Annotated in this window: 15 protein-coding genes; 3 read left to right on the top strand and 12 right to left on the bottom strand. The window is 69.7% G+C overall.

The window, feature by feature from the left end; all coding sequences use genetic code 11:
- Positions 1-5: 5 nt before the first annotated feature.
- A complete protein-coding gene (locus CCK91_RS04480; protein WP_086473023.1) occupies positions 6-1,682 on the bottom strand; it encodes an ABC transporter substrate-binding protein in 1,677 nt (558 codons plus the stop codon).
- A gap of 152 nt (positions 1,683-1,834) precedes the next feature.
- Entirely contained in the window at positions 1,835-2,956 is a 1,122-nt protein-coding gene (locus tag CCK91_RS04475; protein ID WP_086473022.1) for a LacI family DNA-binding transcriptional regulator, read from the bottom strand.
- 205 nt (positions 2,957-3,161) lie between these two features.
- On the opposite strand from CCK91_RS04475, the gene CCK91_RS04470 reads away from it, so the two are divergent.
- Positions 3,162-3,962: an isocitrate lyase/PEP mutase family protein gene (locus tag CCK91_RS04470; protein ID WP_086473021.1), complete on the top strand. Its 801-nt coding sequence runs from the start codon at positions 3,162-3,164 to the stop codon at positions 3,960-3,962.
- 109 nt (positions 3,963-4,071) lie between these two features.
- On the opposite strand, the gene CCK91_RS04465 is transcribed toward CCK91_RS04470, so the two are convergent.
- The 6 genes from CCK91_RS04465 to CCK91_RS04440 are packed head-to-tail and all read right to left on the bottom strand — an operon-like array spanning position 4,072 to position 9,280.
- Positions 4,072-4,938, bottom strand: a complete 867-nt coding sequence (locus CCK91_RS04465) for a prenyltransferase (protein WP_064297137.1) — start codon at positions 4,936-4,938, stop codon at positions 4,072-4,074.
- Positions 4,935-5,315 (bottom strand): hypothetical protein, encoded by a 381-nt coding sequence (locus tag CCK91_RS04460; protein ID WP_086473020.1) that lies wholly within the window; start codon positions 5,313-5,315, stop codon positions 4,935-4,937. Before CCK91_RS04460 ends, CCK91_RS04465 begins: the two co-directional genes overlap by 4 nt.
- Positions 5,312-5,665: a lycopene cyclase domain-containing protein gene (locus CCK91_RS04455; protein ID WP_086473019.1), complete on the bottom strand. Its 354-nt coding sequence runs from the start codon at positions 5,663-5,665 to the stop codon at positions 5,312-5,314. Before CCK91_RS04455 ends, CCK91_RS04460 begins: the two co-directional genes overlap by 4 nt.
- Positions 5,665-7,245, bottom strand: coding sequence for a phytoene desaturase family protein (gene crtI / locus CCK91_RS04450; protein ID WP_086473018.1), 1,581 nt, complete (start codon positions 7,243-7,245; stop codon positions 5,665-5,667). The genes CCK91_RS04455 and crtI overlap by 1 nt, the downstream gene beginning before the upstream one ends.
- Complete coding sequence (locus tag CCK91_RS04445; RefSeq protein WP_086473017.1) at positions 7,242-8,210, bottom strand: phytoene/squalene synthase family protein; 969 nt, start codon at positions 8,208-8,210, stop codon at positions 7,242-7,244. Before CCK91_RS04445 ends, crtI begins: the two co-directional genes overlap by 4 nt.
- Entirely contained in the window at positions 8,207-9,280 is a 1,074-nt protein-coding gene (locus CCK91_RS04440; protein ID WP_079001229.1) for a polyprenyl synthetase family protein, read from the bottom strand. Before CCK91_RS04440 ends, CCK91_RS04445 begins: the two co-directional genes overlap by 4 nt.
- An 85-nt stretch (positions 9,281-9,365) precedes the next feature.
- On the opposite strand from CCK91_RS04440, the gene idi reads away from it, so the two are divergent.
- Entirely contained in the window at positions 9,366-9,911 is a 546-nt protein-coding gene (gene idi, locus CCK91_RS04435; protein ID WP_086473016.1) for an isopentenyl-diphosphate Delta-isomerase, read from the top strand.
- A 59-nt stretch (positions 9,912-9,970) separates the two neighbouring features.
- Here idi and CCK91_RS04430 read toward each other — a convergent pair whose 3' ends face one another.
- Both CCK91_RS04430 and CCK91_RS04425 read right to left on the bottom strand, forming a co-directional pair.
- The gene (locus CCK91_RS04430; protein ID WP_086473015.1) at positions 9,971-10,408 is read right to left on the bottom strand and encodes a YdeI/OmpD-associated family protein; all 438 of its coding nucleotides are present in this window, start codon (positions 10,406-10,408) and stop codon (positions 9,971-9,973) included.
- Entirely contained in the window at positions 10,405-11,355 is a 951-nt protein-coding gene (locus CCK91_RS04425; RefSeq protein ID WP_086473014.1) for an EamA family transporter, read from the bottom strand. Before CCK91_RS04425 ends, CCK91_RS04430 begins: the two co-directional genes overlap by 4 nt.
- A 45-nt stretch (positions 11,356-11,400) precedes the next feature.
- Here CCK91_RS04425 and CCK91_RS04420 point away from each other — a divergent pair, with 45 nt between their 5' ends.
- Positions 11,401-11,886, top strand: a complete 486-nt coding sequence (locus CCK91_RS04420; RefSeq protein ID WP_086473013.1) for a MarR family winged helix-turn-helix transcriptional regulator — start codon at positions 11,401-11,403, stop codon at positions 11,884-11,886.
- Positions 11,887-11,979: 93 nt separating this feature from the next.
- On the opposite strand, the gene CCK91_RS04415 is transcribed toward CCK91_RS04420, so the two are convergent.
- Together CCK91_RS04415 and dcd are read right to left on the bottom strand one after the other, a co-directional pair.
- Positions 11,980-12,507 carry a hypothetical protein gene (locus tag CCK91_RS04415; protein ID WP_086473012.1) on the bottom strand — a complete coding sequence of 176 codons (528 nt, stop codon included), beginning with the start codon at positions 12,505-12,507 and terminating at the stop codon, positions 11,980-11,982.
- 63 nt (positions 12,508-12,570) lie between these two features.
- Complete coding sequence (dcd, locus tag CCK91_RS04410) at positions 12,571-13,161, bottom strand: dCTP deaminase (RefSeq protein WP_056009122.1); 591 nt, start codon at positions 13,159-13,161, stop codon at positions 12,571-12,573.
- Positions 13,162-13,243 lie beyond the last annotated feature (82 nt).

Below are 13,243 nucleotides of genomic sequence, written 5' to 3'. Positions count from 1 at the left end.
CACGGTCACTCACCGTCCTTCCGGAGCTTGAGGTGCGTGAACACGAGGAGCGGGGTCTGGTCGTAGGTCTGCAGCGGCGCGTACGGGTTGTCCGCATCGGGCCAGCCGGTGAACTTCTTGTCGTTGTAGAGGCCCCAGAGCCCGCCGTAGTACATACCGATGACCGGGAAGTCGCTGTAGACGATCTGCTGCATCTGGTGGCTCAGCCCCAGGCGAGTGGCCTCGTCGGTCGTCTCCTTGTACTGCGCGAGCAGCTGGTCCATCTGCGGGTTGCGGTAGCGACCGAAGTTGCTGGACGTCGTCTCGCCGATCGGCTTCGCGAACTCGCTGTTGAAGCTGTTGTTGAACCCCTGGAACATGATGCCGTTGCCCATGCCGCCCATGGCGACCTCGAAGGCACCGCTCTGGATGGCCTGCTGGTACCCCGGCGGCTGCGGCTGCTTGATCTGCACGTCGATGCCGAGAGCGCCGAGCTCCTTGCGGACCTCCTGGACCGCGCGGAGCCAGTCCGCGTAGCCGTTGGCGGTCGTGATCGAGAAGCTGAACTGCTTGCCCGCCGCATCGACGAGCTTGCCGCCCTGCTGGGTGTACCCGGCGGCCGCGAAGGCCTCGAGGGCGCCGGCGGTGTCCTGGGTGATCATGCCCTGGTTCGGCAGGGTCGGGTCGAGTTCGTCCTCCTGGTTGGGGAGCATGAGGCTCGACTGGCCGGCCGCACCGAGGTAGCCCTCGGTCGCTGCGTCGGCGATCTTGTCGCGGTCGAGCGCCAGGGCGATGCCGCGGCGGACGTCGACGTTGTCGAACGGGGCGACGTCCATGTTGGGCACGAGCCCGATCACGCCTCCCGGTGGGAACCAGAACTTGTTGTGGTCGTTGGCCGCACCCCAGGTGCCTTCGACGTTCGACAGGAACGAGTACGCCCAGTCGAAGCCCTTCGTGACGATGTCGAGCTCACCGGTGGCCGCGGGGATCACGAGGTGGTTGACCTCGATCTTGTCGGCCTGCCAGTACGTCTCGTTCTTGTCCATCGTGTACTGCTGCGAGGTGTAGTTGCCGAGGACGTACGGACCGGTACCGACCGGGTTCGGGTTCCGCCAGGTGTCGGGGCTCTTGACGTCCTTCCAGATGTGCTCCGGGACGATGAGCGTCTGCGAGACGATGTCGGCCGCGGGCGCGTCATCGTCGAGCAGGTGCATAATGACGTGCTGGCCCTTCACCTCGATCGTGTCGATGTGCTGCCAGGCGCCCTTCTGGTCGAGCGTCGGGTACTGCTTGATGAGGTCGAAGGTGAACTTCACGTCCTCGGGGGTGAACGCCTCGCCGTCGGACCAGGTGGCGCCGTCGCGGATCGTGTAGTCGATCGTGCGGGCGTCCGGGAGATCGACCTTCTCTGCGAGCCACGGCGTCTCCTTGCCGTCGAGCACGTTGATGATCACGAGCGGCTCGTAGATGTAGCTCGAGGCCGAGCGCTTGTTCACGAGGTAGGGGTTGAAGTTCCGCTCGAGCATCGGGGTGCCCTTGTCGGAGGCCAGCAGCATCGTGTCGGCGGGGATCGAGGGATCCGGCTCGCTCTTGATCTGGATGCTGCAGCCGGAGACGAGCAAGGCCGCCGCGGCGATCATCGCCGCTGCTCCGAGTCGTCTGCGCCTGCGGACCTTGGTCCGCTCGTGCGTCGTGTGCGTCATCGCCACCGTCCTTGCTGAAGTCTGTACCGGTTGAGTGTAAGCGCATACATTGTCCGGCGCAACCCGTGTTGGATTTCCCTAACTCAGGAAAGCATCGGCGTGTCCGCCAACGTACTCGCGCCCTACGGGCGACACGCCGCACACGTCCTGAGTTAGGGAAGGGACACGGAGACGCTCGACTCGGAGCTCTCGCGGAGGACGACCTCGACGGGGAGTCGGACGGACATCGCGGGCAGCTTCGGCTCGGCGAGGCGACGGGCGAGCGCCTGCACGGAGACCCGGCCGAGCGTCTCCATCGGCTGACGGACCGTCGTGAGCCGCGGAGCCGACAGGCGGCCGGCGTCGATGCCGTCGAATCCGGTGACGATGAGCTCCTCCGGGACCGCAACCCCGGCGATCCTGGCGGCGTCGATCACCCCGAGCGCCATCTGGTCGTTGGCGCACACGACGGCCCGCGGCAGTCCGTCGCGTCGGAACAGCTCCCGACCGACCCGTCGCCCACCCTCCCGGGTGAAGTCACCGCGGAGGGTCGGCTCCTCCGGGGCCTCGAGCGACCGGTCCGCGAGGGCTGCACGGAACCCGCTCCAGCGCTCCGCGTCGTCGGGCGAGCCGAGGCTTCCCGCCACGTACTCGAGCTCCCGGGCACCGAGGTCGTCGATGAGGTGCGCCGTGAGCGTGCGCATCCCCTCGGCGTTGCTCACGGAGACGTGATCGAGGTCGTCGCCGCGCCGCGGCCCCGCCATCACGACGATCGGGACGTGCCGCGACAGGCGCGCGAGCTCCTCCTCGCTGGCACTCCCGGCCAGCACCATGAGGCCGTCCACCCGACCCGCCATGTCGCGCACGGTCTGCGTCGCCGTGGATCCGCGGCCGACACCGACGAGCAGCGCGAACCCGCTCCGCCAGGACTCCAGCTCGCAGCCGCGCAGCACCTCGTCGAAGTAGAGGTTGAGCGTCCGAGTGTCGGTCCGCTCCGGGATGTCGCGGACGATGCGCGCTCCCCCGGCCGCCGCTTCGTCACCCTCGAGGGCGATGTCCCCGAGGTCGTCCATCGCGTCGAGCCCCTGGAAGAACAGGCCGATGACGCCGGTGCGGCGCGCGGCGAGTCCTCGTGCGGCCCCGCTCGGGACGTACCCGAGTTCACCGACCGAGGCGAGCACGCGGTCTCGCGTGGCCGGCTTCACGTCGTCGGGGCGGCTGAGCACCCGCGAGACGGTCGCGATGGAGACGCCGGCGTGGTGCGCGACGTCGTAGACCGTCGGCGGTTTCGTCATGGGAACGCCTTCCTTCGGCCACCAATGATACGCACGGCATCCTGCCCGCCCGGGCCACCGGCGGCGTGGGATGGCGCACGGAGCGCCCTCGTCTTGCGTCACGGGAGCGGCCCACCCGAGCCGGGAACCGTAGCCAACCCGAACGTTCCCTGAATTCTCGACGCTTGTCGGCTGGGCGGCCGACGTCCGCTGGCAGACTGCGGACATGACTGATCAGCATGCCAAAGCCGTCCTCCTCAACTCCCTCCACGAGCCGGGTTCCCCGCTCATCGTCACCAACGTCTGGGACGCCATCACCGCGAAGGTCGTCTCCGAGGCCCCCGGCATCGTCGCCCTCGCCTCGGCGAGCCACTCGGTGTCGAACGTCCGTGGGCTCGAAGACGGCGGTGGCCTCGACGTCGACGAGGCGATCGCCGCCGCGAAGATCATCGTGGGCGCCGTCGACCTGCCGGTGACGATCGACTTCGAGAAGGGCTACGCGTCCGACGCGGCCGGGGTTCGCGAGAACGTCCGCCGCCTCATCGTCGAGTCGGGTGCCGTCGGCATCAACCTCGAGGACTCCGTCGGTGCCGCGAAGGCCCCACAGTTCCCGATCGAGGAGGCCGCGGCCCGCGTCGCCGCCGCTCGCGCCGGAGCCGAGGACGCGGGCATCCCGCTCGTCATCAACGCCCGGGTCGACACGCTCGCCGGCGACCCCGAGGCATGGGACGAGGCCGTCACGCGCGCCAACGCCTACCTCGAGGCCGGTGCGGACGTCGTCTTCTTCCTCGGGCTCGGCACCGAAGAGCTCGTCGCCAAAGCGATCGAGCAGGTGCACGGACGCATCTCCGTCATCGGCTACCCCGGCGCGGTGCCGCTCAAGCGCCTGGCCGAACTCGGCGTCTCACGCGTCAGCTTCGGCCCCGGCACGCTCGGCCTGACCCTCGCCGCCCTCCAGCGCGCGGCGACCGGCCTCACCGAGCTCGGCGAGTACCCCGAGGACCTCGGCTTCTCCTTCGAGCTCTGAGCCTGTCCTCCTCCCCTAACTCAGGACGTGCCCGGCGTGTCGCGCCGGTCCTGCCTGCGGGACCGGCGACGCGCCGCCGGTTTCCTGAGTTAGGGAGAGGAAACAGGGGTCAGGACGTCAGGAACCAGTACCAGATGATGAGCATCGTGATGAGGAAGCCCGTCAGGAAGTTGAGGCGGAGGAACCGCTTCCAGCCTGCGTTGGCCCGCTCGGCGTCCTCCTCCCGGAGGTTCCAGAACGGCAACACACTAGCGGCGTAGGGCAGCGCGAGCAGGCCCGCCAACGGGATGGGCCACGGGGTCACGAGCATCAGTGCACCGCCGGCCAGGTAGGCGACGAAGGCGAACCGGACGGTCGCCGCCGCACCGATGACCGTCGCGATCGAGCCGATCCCGCCCTCCCGGTCGGCGATGATGTCCTGCACCGCACCGAAGGCGTGGCTGGCGATCCCCCAGAGGAAGTACCCGACGAGCAGCGCCCAGAGCGCGGGGGTGAAGACCGCGCCGGCGAGGACGAGGCCGTAGACCGCCGGGCTCACGAAGTGCGTGCTCGAGGTGAGCGAGTCGATGAACGGCCGCTCCTTGAACCGCAGGCCGGGTGCGCTGTACGCGATGAGCGCGAACACGCTGATCGCGAGGACGAGCCACGACAGCGGCGACCCGATGACGACGAGGTAGACGAGGAACGGGACGTTCGTCACGATCGCCGCGAAGATCGTCAACCGGTGCATCCGGCGGTCCAGGACCGCGCCCTCGACGCCGCCCTTGCGCGGGTTCCGCAGGTCGGACTCGTAGTCGAAGACGTCGTTGATGCCGTACATCGCGAGGTTGTACGGGATGAGGAAGTACAGCGTCCCGAGCCAGAAGGTGAGGTCGAGTTCGCGCGTGGTCAGCAGGTACGCCGCGGCGAACGGGTACGCGGTGTTGATCCACGACAGCGGTCGGGAGGACAGCACGAGCTGGCCGAGTCGGTTCATGCCGGGTCCTCCTGGGACGGGGATGGGGAGACGGGAGCAGGGGTTCGGCGCTCGAGGAGCACCCAGAGCGACGGGAGCAGGACGGCCGCCGCGATGGCGTAGGCGAAGTCCTCGAGCGGCGCGATGCCGATGAAGGCGCCGGAGATGAGCGCCGGGTCGTAGCCGACGAGCCCGATGCCGATCATGATGTTGTCGAACAGCGCGGTCATGAGTAGGAGGACGACGAGCCCACCGCCCACCGCGAGCAGCCAGGTGCCCGCCGTCAGACCGGTGGATCGCGGTCCGCTCGCACGGCGTCGATCGAGCCGCACGACCGCGAGCAGCGCGACGACCGCCACGACGGCGAGAAACCATGCGTTGAGGGCCCAGTAGGTCATCGTCCGCTCACCTCGGCGGCGCCGGTCGTCCGGCGGGACACCCGGCCGAGCGTGTGTCGCGCCGCACCGAACAGGTTCATCGTGAGGTAGCAGAGCAGCGTCAGGAAGAAGACCTCCTCGATCGGCAGCTCGGGCGCGACCTGCAGCCCGGTCATGAACGCGGTCTCACCGCGGAAGAAGATGCCGGTGCCGATGCCGAGGAGGTCCCACACGAGGAAGAACACGACGCCGATCGGCAGGATGATCGCGGCCCGTCGTCGGTCGGCCCAGAAGAACAGCCGGAACCGCCGGTCGAGCATGACCATCCCGGTGATCGAGACGAGCAGCGCCAGCAGGTACAGCAGACCCATCAGCCGGTCGCCTCGGCGCGAGCGCGCAACGGCTCCGCCATCGGGCCGGTGGTGATGTCGCCACGCATGCGCTTCACGACGAGCTCTGCGCTGATGAGGCACATCGGCAGGCCGATGCCCGGGATGGTTGAGCCGCCGGTGTAGAACAGGCCGTCGACCTTCTTGCTGACGTTGCCGCTCCGGAACATCGCACTCTGCGAGAGGATGTGCGCCGGCCCGAGGGCGGTGCCCTTCCAGACGTTGAGGTCGGTCGCGAAGTCGGCCGGTCCGACGTCGCGACGCACCACGATGCGCTCGGCGAGGTCGGGGACGCCGGCCCACTCGGCGATCTGCGCGATGGCGGCGTCGCCGATCTCCGCGACCCGGGCGTCTCCACCGCCACCGATGGACGGATCGGCAGGGACCGGAACCAGGATGAACAGGTTCTCGTGACCGTCGGGTGCGACGCCCGCATCGGTCGCGCTCGGGCGACAGACGTACAGCGACGCGGGGTCGGGCACGCTCGTCTCCTCGCCGAAGATGCGGCCGAAGTTGTCGCGCCAGTCGGCCGTGAAGAACAGGCTGTGGTGCAGGAGCTCCGGGAGCTCGCCGCGGACGCCGAGCATGACGAGCACGGCTCCGGGACCGGCGGTGCGCTTCTCCCAGTACTCGGCCGGGTAGGTCTGGAGCTCACGCGGCAGCAGCGTCGTCTCGGTGTGGTGCAGGTCGGCGGCGGACACGACGCGGTCGGCGCGGAGCAGCTGCCGACGACCGTCGGCGTCGAGGTAGTTGACGCCGTCGACCCTGGCGCGGCGGCCGGCGGGCATCGTGGTGATGCCGGTGACCTCGGCGCCCGTGATGATCTCCACGCCCTCGGCGCGGGCGAGCTCGGCGATCGTGTCGATGATCCGCGAGAAGCCGCCCTGCGGGTAGAGCACGCCGTCCTCGAGGTCGAGGTAGCTCATGAGGTGGTACATGCTCGGCGCCTCGAAGGGCGAGGAGCCGAGGAACACGGCCGGGTAGCCGAGGATCTGCTGCAGACGGACGTCGGCGACGGTGCGTGCGGCCAGGGTGTCGAGGTCCTCCGTGAGGAGCTTCGCGAGCTTCGGCATCCGGGCGAGGACCTCACGGCTCGCGAGCGTCCGGTACGACTCGAACGTCGTGTACAGGAAGCTCCGGATGGCGATCTCGTAGGTCTCCTTCGCGCTGCGGAGGTACACGTCCATCTTCGCGCCGGCGCCGGGTTCGACCGACTCGAACAGGGCGAGGTTGCCGGCCCGGTCGGCGGCGAGGTCGAGGTGCCCGTCGCGGCCCTCCGAGTAGACGCGGTACGCCGGGTCGAGTCGCCCGAGGTCGAGCTGCTCGGCCGCGGAGGTGCCGAGGAGGCGGTAGAAGTGGTCGAAGACCTCCGGCATGAGGTACCAGCTCGGGCCGGTGTCGAAGGTGAAGCCGTCCTGCTCCCAGGTGCCGGCGCGGCCGCCGAGCACCTCGCGTCGTTCGAGCAGCGTGACCCGCTGGCCGTCGCGGGCGAGGAGGGCTGCGGTGGCGAGACCGCTGATGCCGCCGCCGATGACGACGGTCCGGTTGTGGGAGGTGGTCATGACTGCGAACTCTCGTCGATCGTCGGGATGGAGGCGGTGGTGCCGGTCGTGGCCGGTGTGCGACCGGCGAGCGCGCCGGCGGCGATGCGGAGCTTGACCGGGTCGGGCACCCGGACACGCGTGCGGACGAGCGCCGAGGCCGGCGTCGTCCGGATGCGTCGGGCGAGTTCCGAGAAGAGCTCCTGGGCGAGGGCGACCGCGCGACGGCTCGACTTCGGCAGCCGCCCGAGGACCGCTGCCGAGCGGTCGAGATCGGCTTCGATGTCGTCGAGCAGGCTGTGCTTCTGCGCCTCGGTGAGCTCGTCGACGGCGACACCCGGGAAGTAGCTGCGGCCGAGCTCGTCGTGGTCGGCCGAGAGGTCGCGGAGGAAGTTCACCTTCTGGAAGGCGGCACCGAGACTCCTGGCGCCGACGACGAACGCGGCGCGCTGGGCGTCGTCGACGTCGTGGCCGCGCAGGAAGATCCGCAGGCACATGAGCCCGACGACCTCGGCGGAGCCGTACACGTAGTCGCGGAACGTCTCCGGGGTGTGGACGGTCCGCGAGAGGTCCGCGCGCATGGACGCGAAGAACGGACGGGTGAGGTCGACCTCGATCCCCGCCGACCGCGCCGAGATGGCGAAGGCGTGGACGACGAGGTTGCTGCTGTACCCCGTCTCCATCGCGTCCTCGGTGTCCTGCTCGAGGGCGTCGAGCATGCGGAGGACCCGCTCGGGGTCGAGCCCGGCCGCCGCGGCCACGCCGTCGACGATCTCGTCGGCGATGCGCACGAGTGCGTACACGTTCTCGACGTCCTGGCGGATGTCGCCACCGAGCAGCCTGGCCGCCAGGCCGAAGGACGTGGAGTACCGACGGATGACGATGCTCGCGGTCTCCTGGGCTACCCGGTCGTAGAGCTGTCGTGCGTCGCCGACCGCCGAGGCGTCGTCGGCCGGTCGCCCGGTCCCGTCCCCTGCTGCGGTCATCGCGACCGCTCGAGCACGGTGGCGACGATGGGGCGGAGCTCGTCGCGGAGCTGCGCCGGGATGCTCGGCGAGGCCAGCTGCTCCCAGGCGCGGTTGGCGTAGTCACCGGCGAGCAGGGTCGCGTGCTGGCGGGCGCCCGTCGTCGTGAGGACGTCGCGCAGGACGGCGGCACCCTCCTCGTCGAGGTCCGGGTCGCCGAAGAGGTGCTCGACGGCGTGCCACTCGGGCTGCTCCGCCGCGAACGCCACCATGACCGTCAACTTGCCCTCGCGGAGGTCGCCGATCGTCGTCTTGCCGGTCGTCTTCGAGTCGCCGAAGACGCCGAGGACGTCGTCGATGATCTGATAGGCGATGCCGATCTGCTGCCCGAACGCTCCGAGCGCGTCGATCGTCGCCTCCGGAGCGCCAGCCAGGACGCCACCCGACTGCAGGGGCGCCTCGAACGAGTAGTAGGCGGTCTTCAGACGCTCCATGCGGATGATGTCGTCGACCGTCGGGACGACGCCGCCGACCGTGAAGTCGACGTCGGCGAGCTCGCCGGCCGCCGAGGCGGAGATCGCGTCGTCGAGGATCTCGCGCAGGCGGGTGCGGACCGAGTCGGCACTCCCCGCGCGGTCGATCAGGCGGTAGGACGCGGACAGGGCGAGGTCGCCGGCGATGACGGCGACGGACATGCCGCGGTGCTCGGCGAGCGGCAGCGGGATGCCCGCGGTCTGCGCGATGTCGCGGTAGCTGCCGGAGACGTTGGGGCTGCCGCGCCGGACGAAGTCGCGGTCGATCACGTCGTCGTGGACGATCAGCGCGGTGTGCAGGAGTTCGTAGGCGGCAGCGACGTGGGCGGCCGCGACGATGTCCTCGCCACCCAGCGCCTCGTAGGCCGTCATGACCATCCGGGGACGGAACCGCTTGCCGCCGGCCATGCTGCGCTCGATGGTCTCCCAGAGCCGCAGGTAGCCGGCGCCGCCGAACGACACCGCCTGCGTCTTCGCCAGTTCGAGGAAACGCTCGAGGGCATCCTCGACCTGATGCTGTTGTCGATAGGGCACGTCGACGACGTGGTGGGTCTCCATATCACGAGGCTACTTCACGGAGCGGCGAGATTAGTACGCTAGCTGTCCATTCGCGTTCACCCCGATCGTCGGGGAGAATGGACGCATGTCGGTACCCGAAGAACTCGTCGTCCTGCTCGCCGAGGACGGCACCCGCATCGGCACCACGCCGAAGGCGACCGTCCACACGCTGGAGACGCCGCTCCACCTCGCGTTCTCCTGCCACGTCATCGGGCCCGACGGTCGCATCCTCGTGACCCGGCGCGCGCTCTCGAAGCTCACGTGGCCGGGCGTCTGGACGAACTCGTTCTGCGGACACCCCGGCCCGGACGAGGACAGCGTGGACGCCGTGCTGCGTCGGGCGAGTGCCGAGCTCGGCCTGCCGATCTCCGCGCCGCAACTGGTGCTGCCCGACTTCCGGTATCGCGCCGTCGACGCCTCGGGTGTGGTCGAGTACGAGATCTGCCCGGTCTACGTCGCCTACACGGACGCGACGCCCGAGCCGAACCCCGACGAGGTCATGGAGTGGGCCTGGGCCGAACCCGGATCGCTCCTCGAGTCCGTCGAACAGGCGCCCTTCGCGTTCAGCCCGTGGCTCACGCTCCAGCTGCCGCTCGTCGTGCCGCTCCTCGCGGAGACCACCGCTCACTGAGTCGCCCGGATCTGCGCGGATCGAGCCGGTTTCCGAACAGATTCAGCGACTGAGCGAGGTCAGGCGCCGCGAAGCGCCTCGAGGGCCGCGGCGATCCGCTTGTCGCGCGTCGCGTCCGTCTTCGCCAGTGCGACCGGCTCGGCCAGCGCGCGTTGTCGGCTGAACGACAGGGCTCCGTAGGCGGCGAGCGCTTGCTCGTCTCCCGCGAGCGCCGTCTCGAGCTCGGGCGGCAACGGGAACACGCGCGGTGCGTCGTCGACCTCGAGGTCCACCTCGACCTCGTCGCCTCCCGCGACCCCGGCGGCGGCGCGGTTGGCGGCGCTCAGGGCGATCAGGTACCGGCCGCCCATCGGGGTGATGGTGCTGCGGTAGGTGGTCGCACCGACGGTGACGACGACGGGCACGCGCTTGCCGCGATCCAGGCCCTCGACGACGGCGTCGGGGACGAGGATGCCGGTGTTGTTGCCCTGGAGTTCGATGACGGTGCGGAATCTCATGCGCTCAGTATGGCCCGGGGCCGTCTCGCAGTGAAGACCAGGATGAGGGAGCCGGCGACGACCGCGATCCCGAGGAGCTGTCCGAGGCTCAGCGCCTCGCCGAGGACCACGAGGCCTGCCAACACGGCGACGACGGGACTGAGCAGGCCGAGGAACGACACCGACCCGACGGGGAGCGCGGCGATGCCTCGGAACCACAGAGCGTACGCGAGGGCCGTGCCGACGAGGGAGAGGTAGGCGTACCCGCCGATCGCCGCCGCGTCCGGGGCGTCCGACGGAAGTCCCTCGACGAGGAGCAGCACCGGCACGAGGACGAGACCGCCGGCCACGAGCTGCCAGGCGGTCAGCGCGAGGCCGGAGACCGGTGCGCCGCTGCCGGCGTTCGGGTCAAGGTCCGGGCTCGTGCGCCGGCGGGCGCCGATCCGGCGGCCGACCTGCGGCCTCCCCCACCGCTTGCTCAGCACTGATCCGAGCGACATCGAGACCGCCCCGGCGAGTGCGGCGACGACGCCGACCGCGTCGAGACGCGCGTCGGCCTGCAGCACGATGAGGGCGACACCCAGCACCCCGGCGAACCCGGCGACGACGCGGCGCACGGTCAACGCCTCCCCCACCAGCAGGCTCGCGAGCACGGCGACGAGTACCGGCCCGATCGCCCCCATGGTCGCGGCGACCCCGCCGGGCAGCCGGTAGGCGGCGAGGAAGAGGAACGCGAAGAAGGCGCCGATGTTGAGGGTGCCGAGCACGAGCGACCGCCACCACCAGCCACCGACCGGCAGGGTCCGGGTGATCGCGAGGAGCAGGAGGCCGGCCGGCAGCGCTCGGAGCACGGCTGCCAGCAGCGGTCGTCCCGGCGGGAGCAGTTCGCTCGTGACGAGGTAGGTCGTCCCCCAGCTGATCGGGGCGATGGCGGTGACGGCGGCGACGCGGAGTTGATTGCTAAGCACTGAGCAATAATAGCTCAGCACTAAGCGAATCGCTAGGCTGGCTGGATGAGCACGCGCGTCGACGACATCCTGAGCCAGTGGCGGACCGAGCGACCCGACCTCGACGTCTCGCCCATGGCCGTCATCGGACGACTGTCGCGAGCGGCGACGGCGGTCGACGCACGCCTGTCCTCGACCTTCGCCGAGCACGGTCTCGACAGCGCCTCGTTCGATGTGCTCGCCACCCTGCTCCGCGCCGGCTCACCGCACGAGCTCGCCCCGAAGGACCTCGCCCACTGGTCGATGGTGACGTCGAGCGCGATCGCCCAGCGGGTGAACAAGCTCGTCGAGCGCGGTCTCGTGACGCGCCGTCCGAGTGAGCAGGACGGGCGCGGCACGGTCGTCGCCCTCGCCCCGGCCGGCAAGCGCCTCGTCGAAGCAGCCCTACCCGATCACCTCACCGCCGAAGAGCGTGTCCTCGACGGCTTCTCCCCCGCCGAGCGCGAGCAGCTGGCGGCCTTCCTGGAGCGCCTGGCTCGCACCGACACCTGAGTGTCGCGTCGACGCTCGCGGCACGTCTCCGCTCCGGCGGCACGCCCTGTTCCACGTGCCCCGAGCACGGGCACGTGCCCGGGCAGCACCGGTTCAGGCGATGCGGCGACCCTCGTTGTGCTCCTGCAGCCACCAGGTCACGCCCTCGTCGTCGGACACCCAGCTCTCCCAGGTGTACGAGTCCTCGGTGATGCCGCTGAAGTTCCACCGGATGAGCTTGTCGTCGTTCCGCGTGCCGTCCTGGCGGATGCCGTCGGCGCGGTGCGGCGTCGCGACGAGCTGACAGAACTCCCCGCGCCGTGGCTCGACGTAGTTCACGCGCCAGGCGCCCATCAACCGGTCGTAGACACGGAGAGCCGTGCTGACCGTCTCCCAGCCCGACGGCTCCGCGTCGTTCGCGACGAGCTGGACGTCCTGCACGGCACGCCCCTCGAGGATGTACGACACGATCCACCGGAAGTCGGACTCGACCCACTCGCCGCTCTCGTCGTCGAGGCGCTTCGAGTGGACGTCCCAGGACCCGACGAACTGGCCGAACCGGACCATGCGACGCGGGTAGAGCGGCGTCGGCCCGTCGGCGGTGATCGCGCGGGCGAAGTCGGGTCGCTCTGACGTGCTCATGGCGGGGCCTTTCTGCTGGTCCACCTGCTCGCCCGTCGTCGGGACGCCCGCCTCAGTCCTGCGTCAGCGTTGCGTCTCGCCGACGTCGGTCCGGTGGAAGTTCTGGAAGGAACGGGAGGCGGTGGGTCCGCGCTGTCCCTGATACCTGGAACTGTACTCGCTCGACCCGTACGGGCGCTCGGCCGGTGACGTGAGCCGGAAGAAGCACATCTGACCGATCTTCATCCCCGGCCAGAGCTTGATCGGCAGCGTCGCGACGTTGCTGAGCTCGAGGGTGACGTGGCCGGTGAAGCCCGGGTCGATGAAGCCGGCGGTGGAGTGCGTGAGGAGCCCGAGACGACCGAGCGAGCTCTTGCCCTCGAGACGCGCTGCGACGTCGTCCGGAAGGGAGACCCGCTCGTAGGTGGACCCCAGGACGAACTCGCCGGGGTGCAGGATGAACGGCTCGTTCGGCAGCGTCTCGATGAGGCGCGTCAACTCCGGCTGATCCTCCGCGGGATCGATGAAGGGGTACTTGTGGTTGTCGAAGAGGCGGAAGAAGCGATCGAGGCGCACGTCGATGGACGACGGCTGGATCATCTCCGGCGAGTAGGGGTCGAGCGCGATGCGAGAGGCGTCGAGTTCGGCTTTGATGTCACGGTCCGAGAGCAGCACGGTGACAGTGTATCGGCCGGGAGCCCGAAGCCTCGGGCCGGTGACGACGCCCGGATTCGCTACGATGCTCGCACGGCGCGGA

The organism is Plantibacter elymi (nom. nud.), assembly GCF_900177795.1.
In the GTDB taxonomy this organism is placed as follows: Bacteria; Actinomycetota; Actinomycetes; order Actinomycetales; family Microbacteriaceae; genus Plantibacter; species Plantibacter elymi.
Note: the sequence above shows the minus strand (reverse complement) of the source record. Positions and strands in the feature narration are given on the sequence as shown.